At 59.8% G+C, this 17,506-nt stretch carries 15 protein-coding genes; 4 read left to right on the forward strand and 11 right to left on the reverse strand.

The window, feature by feature from the left end; all coding sequences use genetic code 11:
* Positions 1 to 45 precede the first annotated feature (45 nt).
* The 11 genes from NKI22_RS19815 to NKI22_RS19865 all read right to left on the reverse strand — a co-directional run bounded on the left by NKI22_RS19815 (position 46) and on the right by NKI22_RS19865 (position 10,848).
* Complete coding sequence (locus NKI22_RS19815; protein WP_352717637.1) at positions 46 to 1,575, reverse strand: ABC transporter substrate-binding protein; 1,530 nt, start codon at positions 1,573 to 1,575, stop codon at positions 46 to 48.
* A 45-nt stretch (positions 1,576 to 1,620) separates the two neighbouring features.
* Positions 1,621 to 2,520, reverse strand: a complete 900-nt coding sequence (locus NKI22_RS19820; RefSeq protein ID WP_023722149.1) for a carbohydrate ABC transporter permease — start codon at positions 2,518 to 2,520, stop codon at positions 1,621 to 1,623.
* Positions 2,520 to 3,431, reverse strand: coding sequence for a carbohydrate ABC transporter permease (locus tag NKI22_RS19825; RefSeq protein WP_352484292.1), 912 nt, complete (start codon positions 3,429 to 3,431; stop codon positions 2,520 to 2,522). Before NKI22_RS19825 ends, NKI22_RS19820 begins: the two co-directional genes overlap by 1 nt.
* A gap of 782 nt (positions 3,432 to 4,213) precedes the next feature.
* Positions 4,214 to 4,906, reverse strand: coding sequence for an amino acid ABC transporter permease (locus tag NKI22_RS19830; protein ID WP_352958711.1), 693 nt, complete (start codon positions 4,904 to 4,906; stop codon positions 4,214 to 4,216).
* Positions 4,907 to 4,925: 19 nt separating this feature from the next.
* Positions 4,926 to 5,642 carry an amino acid ABC transporter permease gene (locus NKI22_RS19835; RefSeq protein WP_031194989.1) on the reverse strand — a complete coding sequence of 239 codons (717 nt, stop codon included), beginning with the start codon at positions 5,640 to 5,642 and terminating at the stop codon, positions 4,926 to 4,928.
* 69 nt (positions 5,643 to 5,711) lie between these two features.
* Positions 5,712 to 6,539 carry a transporter substrate-binding domain-containing protein gene (locus tag NKI22_RS19840; RefSeq protein WP_352484295.1) on the reverse strand — a complete coding sequence of 276 codons (828 nt, stop codon included), beginning with the start codon at positions 6,537 to 6,539 and terminating at the stop codon, positions 5,712 to 5,714.
* Positions 6,540 to 6,563: 24 nt separating this feature from the next.
* Positions 6,564 to 7,304, reverse strand: a complete 741-nt coding sequence (locus tag NKI22_RS19845) for an amino acid ABC transporter ATP-binding protein (RefSeq protein ID WP_031212966.1) — start codon at positions 7,302 to 7,304, stop codon at positions 6,564 to 6,566.
* A gap of 55 nt (positions 7,305 to 7,359) precedes the next feature.
* Positions 7,360 to 7,923, reverse strand: coding sequence for a peroxidase-related enzyme (locus NKI22_RS19850; protein WP_352817334.1), 564 nt, complete (start codon positions 7,921 to 7,923; stop codon positions 7,360 to 7,362).
* Positions 7,920 to 8,402, reverse strand: a complete 483-nt coding sequence (locus tag NKI22_RS19855; RefSeq protein ID WP_352848472.1) for a CMD domain-containing protein — start codon at positions 8,400 to 8,402, stop codon at positions 7,920 to 7,922. The genes NKI22_RS19850 and NKI22_RS19855 overlap by 4 nt, the downstream gene beginning before the upstream one ends.
* Positions 8,399 to 9,868, reverse strand: a complete 1,470-nt coding sequence (locus NKI22_RS19860) for an NAD(P)-binding domain-containing protein (protein WP_352848475.1) — start codon at positions 9,866 to 9,868, stop codon at positions 8,399 to 8,401. Before NKI22_RS19860 ends, NKI22_RS19855 begins: the two co-directional genes overlap by 4 nt.
* A complete protein-coding gene (locus NKI22_RS19865) occupies positions 9,865 to 10,848 on the reverse strand; it encodes a LysR family transcriptional regulator (protein WP_352484297.1) in 984 nt (327 codons plus the stop codon). The genes NKI22_RS19860 and NKI22_RS19865 overlap by 4 nt, the downstream gene beginning before the upstream one ends.
* 230 nt (positions 10,849 to 11,078) lie before the next feature.
* Between NKI22_RS19865 and NKI22_RS19870 the strand changes: the two genes are divergently transcribed.
* The 4 genes from NKI22_RS19870 to NKI22_RS19885 all read left to right on the forward strand — a co-directional run bounded on the left by NKI22_RS19870 (position 11,079) and on the right by NKI22_RS19885 (position 17,320).
* Positions 11,079 to 12,149 carry an NAD/NADP octopine/nopaline dehydrogenase family protein gene (locus NKI22_RS19870; protein ID WP_352484298.1) on the forward strand — a complete coding sequence of 357 codons (1,071 nt, stop codon included), beginning with the start codon at positions 11,079 to 11,081 and terminating at the stop codon, positions 12,147 to 12,149.
* Between the two features lie 801 nt (positions 12,150 to 12,950).
* A complete protein-coding gene (locus NKI22_RS19875; RefSeq protein WP_352484299.1) occupies positions 12,951 to 14,624 on the forward strand; it encodes a LuxR C-terminal-related transcriptional regulator in 1,674 nt (557 codons plus the stop codon).
* Positions 14,625 to 14,825: 201 nt separating this feature from the next.
* On the forward strand, positions 14,826 to 15,506 hold the full coding sequence (locus NKI22_RS19880) for a hypothetical protein (protein WP_352848479.1): 681 nt from the start codon (positions 14,826 to 14,828) through the stop codon (positions 15,504 to 15,506).
* A gap of 62 nt (positions 15,507 to 15,568) precedes the next feature.
* Positions 15,569 to 17,320 (forward strand): alpha/beta fold hydrolase, encoded by a 1,752-nt coding sequence (locus NKI22_RS19885; protein WP_352958715.1) that lies wholly within the window; start codon positions 15,569 to 15,571, stop codon positions 17,318 to 17,320.
* Positions 17,321 to 17,506 lie beyond the last annotated feature (186 nt).

Below are 17,506 nucleotides of genomic sequence, written 5' to 3' on the forward strand. Positions count from 1 at the left end.
GCGAGGGCGGCCGAAGCCGCCTTCGCCCAAATCGCCGACTAGCCGCTAAAGACCGGCATCCTTGACTTTGCCGTCGACAATGCCGGCAATGGCATCCAGGCATGCCTTGGCATCGCCGCCATAGTCCTGGCCCGTAAGCAATTTGCCGAGCTCAACCGGAATGTCGTTGTTCGACAGATCCGCCCAGATCGGCATGTCCGGCTCCGATCCCATCTGGTTGTCGATAGTGTATTTGATCGCGTCGAAATGGCGTGTCGTTCCGGGCCCGACAACGGCCTTCGCCTTGACCCGAGGATCTGTAAAAGAGGAATTGCGCATCGGCGAGGCGCCGCCGCCGAGCGTCGATACCCGCGCCATCACATCCTTCGAGCAGACCCACTGCATGAACAGCCATGCTGCTTCCTTGTTCTTGGAATATTGCGACAGCGAGATCGTCGAGCCACCTTGGTGGCCGACGGCCGGGATTTCGTTGAAGCCGCAATCGGCGGCGGCGCGGCGGCCAGGAACCTCCTTGGGCGCGGGCAGGGCCTCGAACAGGCCTTTGACCTTGGAATCGTTGGCGTCGAAGCCGGGGAAATCCTCGCCCCAGGTGATTGCCATGGCGGCCTGACCCTGTGTCAACGCCTGTCCCTGACCGTCCCAGGTCCAAGTCGTCGCCGAGGGCGGCGAGTTTTTGACCAGCTCCTGATAGAATTGCAGTCCGGCCACGCCGCGCTCGTCATTGCCGACAAACTTCTTGTCCTTGTTGAAGATCGAACCGCCATGGCCCCACAATGCGAAGGTCCAGTCGCATTCCAGCGAATAGTGGCCGGACTTCGCCTGGCACGCTGTGCCGAAGATGCCGTTGCTTTTTTCTGCCTCTGTGAGCGCCTGCACGGCCTTGAGGTAGGCGTCGAGATCTGTCGGCAGCGCAATATTGTGTTTGTCGAAAAGATCCTTGCGGTACATCAGGATGAAGATCGGAATATCGAATGGAATTCCGCACTGTTTGCCGTTGTACATGGCGATGCCGTCGACCAGCGGCTTGGAGAAATCGTCCCAGTCGAAGTTGGGCATCGCCAGTTCTTTGTTCTGGTCATAATACTCGCGCGGATCGACGACATCCTGTGCAAATGTCGCCATCCAGGACTGGTCGAGATAGTAGACGTCGTAGGTGCCAAGCTGGCCCTGCACGTCTTGCGTGGCCTTGGCGAGAACCTGCTCCAGCGGCACGATCTCGACTTCCACCTCAATGCCGGTTGCCTTGGTGAATTCACCCGCGACAAGCTGGTTGGCCACGATCGTTGGCGGCGTCGCTTCCGAAGTGTAGCGGATTTTGGTGCCGGCATATGGTTTGCCGACATCGGCCAGCCACTTCAGCATATCGGCGTCCTGGGCACGGGCTTCTTCAACCCCGAGCCCCAGCATCCCCCGATTGGTGCGGCCGCCACCTAGCATGGCCGATCCGAAGGCGGAAAAGCCGACACCAGCGAGCGCCATCTTCCTCATGAAGTCGCGTTTGGTTATTCGGCGCGCCGTAAAGTCATTGCAGGTATCGGCGACGAATGTCTTCTTGTCGTGTTCTCTGAAGCTCATGATCGTTCCTCCGTTGCGTTTGTCGTCGTTCTTCTCGCCTGCGCCTCACTCCTTCAGGGACCCGAGGGTGAGGCCGCGGACCAGATGCCGTTGAACCAGCAGGATAAAGATGAAGCTGGGTATGATCGCAGACGTGCCGAGCGCTGTGATGTAGCCCCACTCGGTCGCGGTCGAGGTGACAAAGGTGGAGATCTTCACCGGCACAGTGCGGATCGACGTTGTCAGGAACAGTGAGAGCAGGAACTCGGTCCACGAAAAGATGAAACACAGCACAGCCGTCGCAGCGATGCCGCCCTTGACCATGGGAAGGACCACGCGTCGGAACGTCTGCCAGCGCGTCGCGCCGTCAATCAGCGCCGCCTCGTCAACCTCGCGCGGAACATCGTCGAAGAACGACTTCAAAAGCAAAACCGCCAGCGGCAGGTTGATCAAACTGTGAACGAGGATGAGCCCCGTATAAGTATCGCGTAAGCCGAGATCGCGGAACATGAAAACGATCGGAATGACGATCGCGATTGGCGGCATGAAGCGCTGCGAGAGAATCCAGAACAGGAAGGACTGCTGGCCGCTGAACTGCATTCGCGACAGGCAATAGGCGGCCAGAGTGGCCAGCAGCAGCGTCAGCGCCGTCGATCCGACGGCTATGACGGCGCTGTCGAGCAGCGACTGGCGGGAATCGTAGGAGCTGGCGCCACCCTTGATGACCCCGGCCGCCTCGCCGCCCTGTTCCATGCCGATGTCGACGCGCGAAACGCCAAGCAAGGTCACACGGTAATTGTCCGGCGTCGGCGTGAAATCGACGTAGACCGGTCCGCTGCGGTCGAAGATCGCCGAATAGGGTTTGATGGACGACAGCGCCCACCACGCGATCGGGAACATGAAAATCGCCACCACCAGGACGGCGAGCACGTCACGGGCGATGGTTTGGGCGCGCGACGACTCCATCAGAACCTCACCTTGAACAGCCTGACGAACAGGTTCGACACGACGATCAAGACGACGAGCACGATCAGCGACAGGGTCGCGGCATAGGGAAAGTCTCCGGTGAAGTAGATACGGCCAGCGTAGAATGAAAGCGTCTCGGTGGCCGTGCCAGGCCCGCCGGCGGTGATGATGTAGACGTAGTCGTAGATGCGAAAGAGATCGACGCCGCGGATCAGCACCGCGACCGCTATCACCTTGCGCAGCATCGGCAATGTGAGCCGCAAGAACGTCTGGATGCCGCTGGCGCCGTCGATCGCCGCGGCTTCGAAAGGTTCCTTCGGCAGCGCCCTGAGCCCTGCCAGGATGATGAGCACCATGAACGGCGTCCATTGCCATATGTCTGCCAGCAGGATCGCCGCCAATGCGGTTCCGGGCTGCGTCAGGATCGGCTGCGCCGGCGAGATCAGGTCGACGGCATAGAGGTAGAACGACAGGACGCCGAAAGAGCCGTCCTGCATCAGCAGGAACATCATTCCGGTCACCGCAGGCGGCACCACCAGCGGCAGTGTCATCAGCGCCCGCAGCACCCCGTAACCTTTGCGATCGGTGTCAAGCAGAAGCGCGATGAGGATGCCGAGCGCAAGCTGAACTGCAAGCGCGACGAAGGTGTAGATCAGCGTGGTTTCCAGCGAATGCCACATACGCGCGTCCGAGAATGCGCGCGTCCATTGGTGGAGCCCGGCAAAGTCGAGCTGCCGGGAAACGACATTGCGTTTGTGAAACGACAGCCAGACCGAATAGGCGAGGGGATAGATGCCGAAAACGAGAAGCATCACCGTGATCGGCGCGAGCCAGGGGAAAGGATGCTCGGCCGTCATGAACCGGGGTAGCGCCCACCTGGAGGTCGGCCGCGTGAGGGCTGCGCTGCTCACGCGCAAGTCTCCGCTCGGTGACCGAGATGCATCGGCCTTCTCCCTATCGGCCAGATTGTGCCAACTTGAACTTTTGTAAGTTTGTTGTGCCTTTTGTTAAGAAAGTGTCGGACGACCGCCAATTTGTCAAGTGTCGGTTCCATCAGCGCTCAAGGGATTTGCTCGCGGTCCCACGGGACGCCGTCATCGCCGGATATGGAGTTCCGTTTGTAGGGAACGCCGCTGGCAATGCCGTGTATCAGCATCAAAAGCGCGAGGGCCGCCGCCAACTTGGCGGCCCAAGAAGCTACGGAACGCGTCCAGGAGATTGGGAGGACACGCCGGGGCTTTTTGGACTCCCTCCGGGTCCGTCATTGTCGCTATTTATCAATGGTTTAGCGCTATATTTTGGCTCAGTTAGCCAAGTCATAGCTGGCGAACCTTCGAGTAGCGCATTGATATTGTTGATTTATGGTGGGCTTCCGAGGACCGCCGGTCGATTTGCTGCGCAAATGGGAGACATAAACGGAATCGAACGCGCGTTTCAGTTGAGGAGAAGCTGATCTTCCTACGGGTTGCCGCTATCGTCGGTACATGCGCAACGTTGCGTCGGGGCGATCAGTGGCTCCAGTCGGCATGAAGCCAGCCAGCAGCGCAAACAATGCGGTCAATCAAATCGCACCAAAATCATCTGTACATACATCGGCTACTCGGGTTTCTCCTCAAGCTTTTCATCTCCGAAAGAATTGTCTCCCAGGTGCGGCTCGATATCCGAAGCTTGGCGATTCTATCCCGCATCCTTATCACGTCCGCACCCTCAGCGCCTGCTCCAGCCTGTCGGCAATCTGGGTGACGATATAGGCAATCACCATGTAGATCACGACGGCAACCACGAAGGCTTCTAGGTAGTAGTAGTTCAGCGCGGCGGTCAATTGGGACTGGGCGAAGATATCGACAACCTCGATGGCGAACCCGAGGGAAAGCGCCTTCATGATGACCATCATCGAGGTTGTCAGGTCGGGAATTGCGGTGAGGGCCACCTGGGGAAATAGGATACGTCGGAACAGTTGGCCGCTTGTATAGCCGAGCGAATGGGCGGCGTCCGACTGACCGGTGTCGAAGGCGTTCAGGGCTCCTTTGATGATTTCCGCTTGGAACGCCGCAACGCAGCCGGTGACTGCAATGACAAGGATTACCCAGTTGGGCGTTTCGTGGGCGTTGAAGTTGATCGCGAGCAACGAGAGCAGGAACTGGAATGCCGGGGGCAGACCGAAATAGGCGAGGAAAATCACGATCACCATCGGAACGCCTTTGAAGACGACCTTATAGGCCATGATGAGCTGTCGCAGCACGGGGATCCGCCTATGTTCGACGAGCGCAAAAAGGCTGCCGACGATCGTGGACAGGATGAAAATCGTGAAAGCCATGCCGAGCGTCACGGGTACGGCGCCCAGAATTTCCTGCGAGTCCTGGAGCAGAATATCGGTATCAAACATGGTCGGATTACCCCTTACGTCACACGCTCGCGACGGCCGCGTTCTTGATCTGAGCTGTTGTCGTCGCCTCTGGCGCTTGCATTGGCGAGCGAAGCTCGAAGAAGCGCACGATGAGCCACGCGACGAGGCACATCAGCGAATAGATAACCGCCAGCACGAGGTACGTTTCGAACTGGTACTGGTTATAGTCGCGCTCCATGATCAAGTGCGCGGTCGCCATCACATCCGCTGCCCCGATGTACATGACCAGCGCAACGTTATGGATCAGGTAGATGATGGCGTTTCCATAGCCCGGCAATGCGAAGTGCACCGCTTGCGGGCCGACTACGCGGGTGATCTTCTGTCGGAAGGTATATCCCAGACTGTCGGCCGCATCATGCTGGCCGCGATCGACGGCCAGGTATGCAGGTCGCATGACTTCCGACAGATACCCTCCATGATAGAGGCTCAGCCCCACCATCGCAGCGATCGTTGCAGAAATAAAATCCTCGGCGCCGAACAGGATCACCAACAAGGGCAGCCCGTAGAACGCGACGAATAACTGCAGGACGACGGGAACACTCCGGGCATAGGACACGTAGAGGTCAGTCAGGTGACTGATCACCGGTATCCTCTGAACTCGGAGTGTTGTCGCGACGAGAGCCAAGCAAAAGCCGACGACCATGGCCGTAACGGTGATGGCGAGAGTCAGCGGCAACGCCGAGAGCAACTCGGGAATCATAGCAGAAACATCCACTTTGAAACGCTCCTTCTTGCAATTCAGCCTTACCGCTGGCTATCGCTACATGGTTGGGAAAAGGTCCTGTTACTTCATGTATTTGACGATGTCCTCGCCGAACCATTTCTGCGAGAGCTTTTCGATCGTGCCATCGTCTTTTAATTCCTTGAGAACCTTGTTCACATCGTCGGCTAAAACCTTGTTTTCGTCCGACCTATGAATCAGCATGTAGGTGTTGTTGCTGAAGACCGGATCGGACGCCACGATATCGAGCTTCTTTTCCTCGATGACGGTCTGCTCACCGAGATTCGAAGGCAGAACAAGCGCGTCGAATTTGCCGTTCTGAACTTCGTCCAGTCGGTTGGGATAGGGAATACCGGCGCTCGATGCCGTAACATCAAGCTTGTATTGTGGATTTTCTTTTTGCCAGTTCATGATGAACTTGTAGGTGCCGCCGCCGGCCGTGGTCGGAACGATCCTCTTGCCGACCAGGTCCTTCATTTCCTTGATGCCGCTGCCTTTTTTGCTGTAGATCTTCATCAGGCTGGCGCCCATGGGGTTTTCCGGAATGAAGAACTGCTTGGCGCGCTCAGGGGATTTGTAGTAGCCACCGACGGCGATGTCGTACTTGCCCGTGGCGAGGCCGGTTTCCTGCGCGATATCCGAAACACCTTCCATTTCGAACTTATACTGCGGCAGCTTTGCGTTGATCGCTCTCAGAAGATCGGGTTCATAGCCTTGCGGCTCTACGCCGATCGCGCCCCATGCCAGCGGCTTGGATTCGGCAGACGTCGCGATCTTGATCGTGCGAACGGTCTGACCATTGCTGATCCCCGCGGTTGCAAGAGCAATTGCGATGCCGCCGGCAACAGCCAGGGCAGCGCGACGGGAAAAACTGGATGTGATTGCAGACATTTCTTAGGTTCCCTTCTTGTTGAGCTATTGAAAAGCGAGTTCTGACTGCAGGAATTGAGCAAGTCGTGGGCTGGATGGTGCATCGAAGATCTCAGCTGGACTGCCATCGGCGGCAACCACGCCACGATCCATGAAGACGATCCGGTTCGAGATGTTCTTTGCGAATTGCATCTCGTGGGTCACAAGCAGCGAAGTGATCCCTGACGACGTGACATCCTTGATCACCTTCAGAACTTCACCGACGAGTTCAGGATCCAGCGATGACGTAGGCTCATCGAAGAGCATCACGTTGGGACGAACCGCCAGCGCACGCGCGATGCCGGTGCGCTGGAGCTGGCCGCCCGACAGCTGGGACGGATAGCTGTCCCGCTTCGCTGAGAGACCGACCCGGTCAAGCTCTCGCAGCGCGATTTCACGCGCCTCGTCCGTTGACTTGCGCTGCACGACGACCAGCGGATCCATCACGTTCTGGAGGACGGTCATGTTCTTGAAGACATTGAACTGCTGAAAGACCATCGCTGTGCGAAGCCGGATCGCCTGGACAGCGGTCTTGTCGGCGCGCTGGTAGTCCATCCGAATCTGGTCGAACGCGATGGTTCCTGACGACGGCTTGGCCAGGTAGTTGATGCATTTCAGCAGCGTGGTCTTGCCGGTGCCGCTGGGGCCGATGATCGACACCACGTCACCCCGCTTTACCGAGAGATTGACGCCGTTCAGGACCTGCGTGCTTCCGTAAGACAGCTTTACATCTTTGAGTTCAAGCATTTCTGGTTGGTCCTTCAGAGTGGGGGACGGACTGCTTTGACCGTATGCGGCGTCATCATCCGCTCTCCGCGTGGCCGAGAACGTGCATCAGCCTGTTTGCCCAGCCGAAGATCGCTATGGCGTGGACAAGGTCGATGATCTCGGCATCATTCATGCCGACGGCACGCAGCGAGGCGATGTCGTCTACCGTTGCTTCCGACGGCGCCGCCGACAGACGGCGGGCAAAGCTGTAGATTGCCGCATCGCGCGGCCCGAGCGCCTCGGGTTTGTCGAGATAAAGCGCGGTGACCACATCATCGCTCTTGGTCAGCTCTGCATGGCGGCGGGCGTGAACAACGGCGCAGAATTTGCAGCCATTGACGATCGAGGCACCCAATGCGCCAAGTTCGCGGTCGGGACGGGCAAGCCCGCCTTCGACATACATGATCGCGTTGAACAAGACGGTGCGGGCAAGATAGCTCTCGGGATCATGCACAAGGGTGCGCACATACTCCGAAACTTTCTTGGCCGATGGCGTGACCTTCATCGCTTCGAGCTGTTCCGGCGTGGCCTCGGAGAGCTCGACCGGTGCGATGTGGGGATGCCAATTGAGCGGCTTCAGGCGAACAGAGGAAATCATGCCAACCTCAACAATCGCAGACCGGTCGCCACTCGGGTCTGAAAATTGACGAACGCAATCAGTTCGGAGAGTGCGACGATCTGAGGATTGTTCAGTCCGGCCGCAGCGAGGAGGGCGATGTGGCTCGCCTCCGCCTTTTTCGGCATCAGCGTGATCAGGTCGACGTGACGGGCGATGGTCGCCAATGGCTCATCGAGATCCGTTTCGCCCCGAGCCAATGCCCTGAGCTGCTCTGTCGGACCAAGTTGGGCCAGTTGCACATCATATTCGGCCATCAGGACGGGATCGGCATTCAGAGCGGCCATGCGACGGGCCAGAGCAACCCTCAAATTCGACGCCAGCCCCTGATCGTTTGCCGGCTGCAGGACGGAGAGGCGACATTCCTCCGCCCCTTGCACAAATTCGGGCCGAAACCGCCGCGCAGCGAAAAGTGCATCGTTCGGCGAAATACCGGCGGCCTTGTCCATCGCGTCGATCACAGCGCGGCCTCCTTCTGTAGCAAGGGTGTTGAATCCACCCACTCGTCGCCCAGCAGTTCCGGGGTGTCGTAGGCAATGAGATTGGCGAAGTGGGTTTCGACGTCTTCGGCAAAAAGCGATGCGGTAATGCCGCGGACCAGACGGTCGGCGCCGGCACTGACGGCCGGGATGTCGCCGGAGACCTTGCCGTGCGTCAGCATGGCGGCGTCATTGAAGCAGTGGATATGCGCCAGCATCGGGCAGGAACCGGGAAAGCGTTCCCTAAACTCGAACGCGGGACCGAGATCTGGTGCCTCCGACATGCCTGTACGCGGCGGTCCCATATCCGGCGAATATCGACCATCCGACCAGGTGCGGATGTATGGGGCGAGTGCTGCAAATTCCGGGCGGTCGCTGAAGTCGTTGGAAAAGCCGGTTGCCGCGATCATGAAATCGTAGCGCATCGGCCCTTGTGTGGTTTCGACCAGAAGGCCTTCGGCATCTTCCTTTACCGCGACTATGCCGCAGTCGAGAAAGAACCGGGCATTCGCACGACGAGACACCCGAAGCGTCGATGAACGCGGCGGCGGTGTTTGGGTCGAGGCGGTATAGTCGAAGAATTTCCACTTCCAGGCATCGGGCAGGTGATAAATGCCATGTACAACGCCCTGGCTGCCTATGCCGGTCAGCTTGTTGATGCGTGGCATTTCCTTGCGGCGGATCAACATGTCCACCGAGCCGGCGCCAGCCTCGAGCGCCGTTGCTGCATTGTCCATGGACGAGGCACCAGCGCCGATGACCGCGACACGCTTACCTTTCAGCGCACCGAAATCGATGTCGTCGGCAGAATGGGCCCAATAGGCGCGATCGATGCCCCTGAGGAAATCGGGCACGGCAAAACCGCCGAGACCGGACCGACCGGTGGCCAGAACGAGGCGACGGGTGAGAACCCGGCCGGCTTCCGCGCCCTCGATATCGATTGCAATCAGATCACCAACGGCTGCGACGCCGGTCATGCGCACGCTGTTGCGCACCGGCAGACCAAGAACCTTCCGGTACCAGACCAGGTAGTCCATCCACTGGCCCTTGGGGATTTTGTCCAGCGACTGCCAGGCCTCAGGTCCCCATTGTGCCGTAAACCAGGCGCGGAACGTGAGCTGCGGCAGCCCGAGCGACGGACCGTGGAGGGTTTTCGGCGAGCGCAGCGTCTGCATACGCGCAAAAGTTACCCATGGTCCTTCGAGCCCGGCCGGAGCCGCATCGTAGGCAACGACATTGGTTATCCCGGTCAGCACCAGCTTTGCCGTAGCAGCAAGTCCGCACATGCCGGCGCCAATGACAACGACGTCACGGACCGGGGCGCTATCGTGCGTGCGCTTGGGGACCCAAGGCTTGGCGGGCAGCTCGAGAAAGTCGAGGTCCTGCGCGAGCTGGGCTTCCAGCGCGGCAAGGCCGCTCGATGCTGCCGGGGTGGGAATATGCTTCATATTCCCGTCCCGTTATTTGTGCCCGAGGCGGGATCGGTGACCAATTGGCCGGCCAAAGCTGGATCGAGTTTCCTGAAACCGGCGATCGACCGTTCAGCCACCGCTTCGACCGCATCCATCAGCGCCTGCGCAACTGGACGAAGGGGACGGTTTGCGGCAGCCACAACACCCCAATAAAAGAGAACGGTTACGTCGAGAGGGCGAATGACGACACCGGGCAGGGGCACGCCGTATGCCGTGAGGGGATCGATGACAGCCGCGACCCCAGTCTGACGCACGATCTGCAACGCGCCATAGGCAGTATTGGTCCGGATCACTGGGCCGGTGTCGATGCCGCGAGCCGCCAGCGCTTTGGCGACGTGCAACTGAAAACGCAGTGGATTGAGCAGCGTGGCGACGCGGCGGCCGGCAAAACCCGAAAGCGGCACGACATCAAGTTCAGCCAGCGGATCGTCCTCCCGCACGGCAGCGACGTCAGGCGCCGAGTACAGCCGTAGAACATCCAGTCCGGGCGTATCGAGCGGCAGGCTTGAAAACCCGATCTCGGCGCGTCCGCTGCGCACCTCCTGGGCTACGATCGAAGGAAGAAATTGCCCGAGATGCGTCTCGTGTGGAAGCTCGGCACCTTGGAGCTCGGCCAGGGCCGTCGGGATCAAGCCGGTCCCGATCGCAGATGTTGTGACAATCTGCAGGATCCGTCCCCTGCCGGCGGCGATCATTTTGGCTCGCGCTGCGAGTTCGGTGAAGGACATCAGCAGGCGCCGCGCTTCCTCTTCAAAGGCGACTCCCTCTTCAGACAACTGCACCCGTCGGCCGATCCGGTGCAGCAATTCGAAGCCAAGCTCGGCCTCGAGATCCTGAATCGTGCGTGTCACCGCAGGTTGGGAGCGCCCGAGCATGTCAGCCGCCTTGGTGATGCTGCCGCTGGCGGCAACCGCAAGAAAAGTCTGAAGGTCCCGGGTTTCCATGGTCTCCTTCATGCGCAATCCGTATGATTGACATCGTCTCATTCGTTTTTGATATATGTCAAGCGGAAACTAATGTTCGTTGCGGCTTTGTGCATTTGGCCGGCTTCAGAGCCGGAATCCCTGGCGGAGGCGGACGAGGACGGCAGACGCGACTCCGGCTTGCGGAACCTCCTGATGAAAACTTTCATGTGTGACGACGGCAAGGATTCTCGAACCACAAAGCCAGCAACAGGAGGAATATTATGCGCGTGAGTATTCTGGGCGCCGGAGCAATTGCTTATGGCCTTGCCGCGTATTTGGCAGGATCGGGACATTCGCCAACGCTTTGGTCACCGTCGGGACAGCGCACCAGGGCGTTGGCTGCGGGTGAATTATTGAAAGCCACAGGGGATATAGACGCGACGGTGCCGGTGCGCATTGCCAAGGATTGCACGGATGCCGTCGCCAACGCGGACGTGGTGGTGATTGCGCTTCCGGCCTACGGCCACAAGATGGTGATGGATGCCGCCGCCCCCCATCTGATTGATGGAATCCCGGTCATCATCAGTTCGCATTGTTCGTTCTCGGCGCTTTATCTCTCCAAGCGGTTGGCCGAACGCAAGGTCTCGTTGCCGATCGTCGTTTGGGGCACAACACTATTGACTGGCCGCCAGCTCGGACCAACCGAAGTCCATGTCACCACCATTCGCCAGAAGCTTGACGTGGCGACGCTGCCTTTCAGTTACCAGGATCAAGGACACGAACTTTGCACGACCTTGTTCGGCGATCGTTTCGTCCAGCGCGACGGGATGCTTGCGATCGCGCTCAGCAACCTCAACCCGCAAAACCATCTAGGTATTGCGCTTCTTAACCTGACACGCATGGAGAAGGCCGAGCAATGGAGCCAGGGGGGAAACGTCACTCCCGCCGTCGGCCGTCTTATCGAGGCTCTGGATGCCGAACGGCTGGCCATCGCGGCCCATTTCAGCATCGCCGTTCGCACCGTCAGAGAGCATTTTTCACTGTCGTTCCATGTTCCGATGGGAACCGTTTCGGAGATGAACCAGGAGATGGAGCGCCAAGGCCGTGGCGGCTTTGGCCCAACAACCATCGAAAGCCGCTATATTCTAGAGGATGTTCCGTTCGGACTGCTGCCGACCGTACTACTGGGGAAGCTAACGGGGAAACCGGCGATACTCCACGAGTCCGGAGTTTCGATATTATCGGCAGCTTGTGGTCGCGATCTCAAGGCAGATAATGATATTCTTCCTGCGGTCGGCATCGAGGGAATGGCAAAAGCCGATCTTGAAAACCTTTGCCGTAAGGGATTCTAACAACTCTTCACAATGGAAACAGTGGAAGTCAGCATAGCCAATATACCCGATAAGCCGGCAATGCGCCGGCGAGCAGGACATGGTTTCGGCATTCCTTGGAACGTTTCGTCCGCGCCTCTGACACTGAGCCGCCGGACTTAGGCCTCTCTCCATTGTTGTTGAGCCGGTCCTCATTCGGAGTTGTCGTCACTAGTTTCGCCACCAAATGCGAGAACATACGAAGGATATGGTTGGGCTAACCACCCGCTAAGTAGTTGTTTTTGTTGAAAAGACCACGTCGCTCCGGGCCCACCATTGTCGTTATTTATCAACGTGTTAGAGGTTATTTGTGCCCTCGGTTAGCCAAGTCCAAGATGGCGAACCTGCACGCATCGCTTTTGATTTCATTGACTTGTTGTGGGCTACTGACAATCGGAAGAGGCGGGTGAGGAGATGGTGGTCTACCACTCGTCGAGGTTTCGCAAGTAGCAGCTTTTGGTTGCGCCTAGCCTACTCCGATAATATAGCGAGCACTTGCTGCAGAGATCGCGCCAGATCACCGGCCGCAGATGGCAAGCTCAGGAGGGAGGATAAGGTCGGCCCGTTGCGCGGCAGGTCGTCGGACGGCTTGGTCGCGTCATGAGACGACATTTGCATCTTGTGCGATGAGCGTCGCGATCCGACCCGTTTGCTGTCGTCCGGAACGCTCTCATTCGGAGCGCTTAAGTGCATTCCGTTCATTCATTTTCGAGCATGCTATACTCCGCCTCGGAAAGTAGCCATTGATGGCTAGGATTTCTGTTCGTCTGCGGAGCCAATGGGATGGGCAGCTCAGATCGACAGCAATGCAACAGCGGCTCCCTGGAAGAGACGGATCAGCTCGCTCACGGTCGTGAGGCTTACGAAGAAAGGGCGTGGGGCGACGCCTATAGGTTCCTCTCGCACGCCGATGAGACGGCTCCGCTTGCTGTGGATGATCTCGAACGGCTGGCGATGTCGGCCTATTTGACCGGGCGCGACGAGGAGTACCTGCGGGCCTTGGAGCGAACCCATCATGCATATCTCGACGCTGGCGAATACCATCGCGCCGCCCGCTGCGCCTTCTGGCTGGGCCTGCGTCTTGTCTTTCGTGGGGAGATGGCTCCGGCGACCGGCTGGTTTGGACGGGCCCATCGACTGCTCGAACGCGAGCCACATGATTGTGTCGAACAGGGTTACCTGATGCTGCCCCACGTCGAACAGAATCTTGCTGCGGGCAACCTTGAGGCAGCCTACGCTGCGGCCAGCGGCGCAGTCGAGATTGGCGAGCGCTTTGCGGATGCGGATCTCGTTGCCTGTGCGCGGCACCTGCAGGGCCGTGTTCTGTTACGTCAGCGGCGGACCACAGAAGGTTTCGCGCTTCTCGATGAGGCGATGGTTTCGGTCACGGCCGGCGAATTGTCGCCGCTGCTTACCGGCCTGATCTACTGCAGCGTGATCGAAGCGTGTCAGCAAGTCCATGCTCTGGGTCGCGCACGCGAATGGACTTCCGCTCTGGGGCGATGGTGCTCGGAACAGCCCCAGCTGATCAGTTTTAGCGGCACCTGCCTGATGCATCGCGCTGAAATTAAACGGCTCAGCGGCGCATGGCAGGACGCAATCGACGAAGCGCAGCATGCCGTGGAGCGTTTGACGCAGTCAAATAATCGAAAAGATACGGCTGGGGCGTGGTACCAGTTGGCGGAAGTACACCGCCTCCGTGGAGACTTTGAAGCGGCCGAACAGGCATATCGGAGTGCAAGCCAATATGGCTTCGAACCGCAGCCGGGCCTTGCCCTGCTGCGGTTGGCCGAAAGGCACATCGATGCGGCTGTGGCCGCAACCCGGCGCGTCATGGCCGCGACGACCGACCAAGTGAAGCGCATTCGGCTGCTGCCAGCTCACGTCGAGATCATGCTGGCGGCTGACGACATCGAGGAAGCACGGCGTGCCTGCCACGAACTGGCGGACGTTGCAGAAAGCTACGGGACCGAACCGTTGCGCGCCCTTGCCGCCCACGCGCGGGGAGCGGTGGAACTGGCAGAAGGCGAAGCGCAGGCCGCGGCGATTTGTCTGCGCCGGGCAATAGAGGAGTGGCAGCAAGTCGACGCGCCATACGAAGCAGCGCGCGTACGGGTCATCATGGGCCTGGCATGCCGCGCCCTCGGTGACGAAGACGGCGCGACACTGGAGCTGCAGGCAGCACGGACAGTATTTCAGCAGCTTGGTGCCACGCCCGACGTTTCTCGCATCGATGCTCTGCTTGACATGCGGTCGGAGGAAGCCAGCGGTCTCTCTGCCCGCGAGTTGCAAGTCCTCCGCCTGATCGCTTCTGGCAAAACCAACAAGGAAATCGCCAACGAACTGCATTTGAGCGGAAAGACAGTGGACAGGCACGCAAGCAATATCTTCAACAAGCTCGACGTCCCCACTCGCACCGCCGCCACCGCTTGGGCCTACGAGCACCGCCTAGTCTGAGCGTGCCCGGCAATGGGTGGAATCACCCATGCATCTCGGCGCCGATTGGGTAGTTCGCCCGAAGCGCCGCCTTCCCTTCCGGCCTAAGCTTGCACCTGTCGGCTATGGATGCGCGGCGCCTCGGCGCAACTCGCCTGCAGACTGCAGGACGGACTCGGTGATCGCGCTGCAAACATCCGGCCACAATGAAAGGAGGAAGCGATGTCACGTACCGATACCAGGATGCGGGTCGCGGGCGCCTGGCTTGCGATTGCTTCTGTACTCTTAGGTTTCGTCCTGGTCGGTCACGGGCCGATTCATCCCGACCTCGCCCTTCAAATGCACATCATCGCCAACAACGTCACCCTGTGGGTGGTCGTGCATTGGGCCGCCGCGGCAGCACTGTCGCTGTTCGTCGTCGCGAGCCTGATCGTGTTGACCGCGGGCTCTCGCCTGACCGAACACTGGTGGACCCTATCCGCCTGGGCGGTGGTGCCGGTCGGCGCCCTCTGGACGATGACCACCGCCGTGGCCGAGGCCACCACCGTCGCCGATGCCGCCGCCGCCAACGATATGGCGCGCTTCACGGCCTGGTGGGCGTTCGCCGAAGGCAAGGCCAACGGATTCATGTTCCTGTGTCTGGCGGTTGTCGTGATCGCCGGCAATGAGGCGCTGAGCCGGCAACAGATAACGCCGTCCTGGGCGTCACTGGTCGGAGTTGTGGCTGGGCTTGCTGCCTTTGCCGGCTGGCCGTTGGGCATGTGGTTCGGCATCTGGCTGGGCAGCCTCGTCTGGGTTGCTTCGTCTTTCGTGATGGCCCTTTGGACGTTGTGGTTCGGATTGGGGCTCGCGCGAACCGAGATCAGCGTGTCAACCGCTCGCAGCTCGCGCTCTAGCACGTGAGCAACCCAAGAGGCCAGGCGGCATGTGCAAGACGAAATCGCCCTATCAACATGAGGGAGGCCATGATGACTCACGTTGAAGACTACACCGCCACCCCGGCGGCAATTGAATCGAACCGCATATCCGGAGAAGCTGCGCGCAAGCGCCTGCTCACCGGGCTGTCGATCGCCGAACGGCGGCTCGAATTGGCCGGCATCTCGACCGTGCTACTGGACGGGGGCGCGGGATCACCGATCGTGCTGTTGCATGGCCCAGGAGAACATGCAGCAAAGTGGCTGAGAATTCTTCCGGAGCTTGTGAGAACGCATCACGTAATCGCGCCCGATCTGCCGGGCCACGGCACGTCGGGGACCGTCGAGGGTCCGATTCATCCCGATCGTGTTCTCGCGTGGCTTGGCGAACTCATCGAACGCACCTGCCCAACACCGCCCATTCTTGTCGGCCAAATTCTCGGCGCCGCAATTGCTGCTCGCTTTGCCGCCAAGCACGGTAGCCAGCTCCGCTGCTTGGTGCTGTCGGACGCGCTCGGCCTTGCGCCGTTTCAGCCGGCGCCTGAATTCGGTGCGGCCCTCGCCGCGTTCATCACGGAGCCAAGTCCGGAAAGCCATGACCGCCTCTGGCAGCAATGCGCCTTCGACCTCGACACGGTGCGTGATCATATGGGCGAGAACTGGGAGCGGCTGCGAGCCTACAATCTCGATCGCGCGCAGGCGCCGGCGTTGAAGCCGACCCAGCAAGGTCTGATGGAGCAGTTCGGATTTCCCGCAATCCCATCAGAGGAACTAACGCGCATCAGAATCCCGACCTTCCTGATCTGGGGGCGGCACGATCTTGCCACCCCATTGCCTGTAGCGGAAGCGGCGAGCGTCCGATATGGGTGGCCGCTCCACATTATCGACGGCGCCGCCGATGATCCGCCGATCGAGCAGCCTGCCGAATTTGTAAAGGTGCTGCGGGCTGCGCTTGCCGCAGCCGGATCCGCGACTCCTCAGGCGCTGCCGGACACACGTGAGGCTTGGGACCGAATTGCCTCGGGTTACGATCGGACGAATACCGAAACACAGATGTGGCTTGGCAATGAGAGTCTGGCCAGGGCAGGGCTCCGCCCAGGTATGTGCCTTCTTGACATTGCATCCGGCAGCGGCGCGCTCAGTATCCCGGCAGCTCGGATCGGTGCCGAGGTAGTCGCCGTCGACCAGTCGCCCGTCATGCTCCGCCTGCTGCGAGAGCGCGCCAGCCGCGAAAGCCTGGAAATTGACGCCCGCGTGATGGACGGGCATGCGCTTGCCTCTGTCGACGACAGCTTCGACGTGGCGGGATCTCAGTTTGGGGTCATGCTCTTTCCCGACATGCCGATGGGCATTCGGGAGATGACGCGGGTTGTCAAACCTGGAGGGCGGGTGCTGGTCATTGCCTATGGCGACCCGCATCGAATTGACTTCCTCACTTTCTTGGTTGGGGCCGTTCAATCGGTACGCCCGGAGTTTAGTGGTCCGCCAATGGATCCGCCGCCACTGCCGTTTCAGCTCAGCGATCCGGAGCGGCTTGCCCGCGAACTGGCAAAGGCTGGACTGAACGGCGTCAATGTCGAGATGATCACCGAGAGCACGGCGTTCAAGTCAGGTGCTGAGCTATGGGATTGGATCGTATGGAGCAATCCGATTGTCGAGGAAGTGCTTGGCAGCCTCGCGTTGAGCGAAGGCGAGCGCGCGGTCATTCGCCAGACACTCGATCGCATGGTGCGCGAACGGGCCGGCGATGACGCTTCGGCCATTCTGAGAAACCCCGTCAATATTGGCATCGGGACCAAATGACCGCGCGGGCGATGGACCGGAGGATGGTGGCCGAGAAGGTGGCGCGCCCGAACAGATTCGAACTCCTGCCCCGGGGCCTGGAGGAGCGCAAGGTGCGACGAAGTCGTTTCTGGGTTTTATCCTAGGGTTCGCCGGACCATACGAGATGATACGAGACATATGGGTTGGCGAACCAGCCGCGGCTGT

The sequence above is a fragment of the Mesorhizobium sp. M0778 genome (assembly GCF_040320105.1).
Taxonomy (GTDB): domain Bacteria; phylum Pseudomonadota; class Alphaproteobacteria; order Rhizobiales; family Rhizobiaceae; genus Mesorhizobium.

What these genes read in the sequence shown, in the direction of transcription:
- NKI22_RS19815 (WP_352717637.1), bottom strand. Translation starts at nt 1,575, where the DNA reads ATGAGCTTCAGAGAACACGACAAGAAGACATTCGTCGCCGATACCTGC.
- NKI22_RS19820 (WP_023722149.1), bottom strand. Translation starts at nt 2,520, where the DNA reads ATGGAGTCGTCGCGCGCCCAAACCATCGCCCGTGACGTGCTCGCCGTC.
- NKI22_RS19830 (WP_352958711.1), bottom strand. Translation starts at nt 4,906, where the DNA reads ATGTTTGATACCGATATTCTGCTCCAGGACTCGCAGGAAATTCTGGGC.
- NKI22_RS19840 (WP_352484295.1), bottom strand. Translation starts at nt 6,539, where the DNA reads ATGTCTGCAATCACATCCAGTTTTTCCCGTCGCGCTGCCCTGGCTGTT.
- NKI22_RS19845 (WP_031212966.1), bottom strand. Translation starts at nt 7,304, where the DNA reads ATGCTTGAACTCAAAGATGTAAAGCTGTCTTACGGAAGCACGCAGGTC.
- NKI22_RS19850 (WP_352817334.1), bottom strand. Translation starts at nt 7,923, where the DNA reads ATGATTTCCTCTGTTCGCCTGAAGCCGCTCAATTGGCATCCCCACATC.
- NKI22_RS19860 (WP_352848475.1), bottom strand. Translation starts at nt 9,868, where the DNA reads ATGAAGCATATTCCCACCCCGGCAGCATCGAGCGGCCTTGCCGCGCTG.
- NKI22_RS19865 (WP_352484297.1), bottom strand. Translation starts at nt 10,848, where the DNA reads ATGAAGGAGACCATGGAAACCCGGGACCTTCAGACTTTTCTTGCGGTT.
- NKI22_RS19870 (WP_352484298.1), top strand. Translation starts at nt 11,079, where the DNA reads ATGCGCGTGAGTATTCTGGGCGCCGGAGCAATTGCTTATGGCCTTGCC.
- NKI22_RS19875 (WP_352484299.1), top strand. Translation starts at nt 12,951, where the DNA reads ATGGGCAGCTCAGATCGACAGCAATGCAACAGCGGCTCCCTGGAAGAG.
- NKI22_RS19880 (WP_352848479.1), top strand. Translation starts at nt 14,826, where the DNA reads ATGTCACGTACCGATACCAGGATGCGGGTCGCGGGCGCCTGGCTTGCG.
- NKI22_RS19885 (WP_352958715.1), top strand. Translation starts at nt 15,569, where the DNA reads ATGATGACTCACGTTGAAGACTACACCGCCACCCCGGCGGCAATTGAA.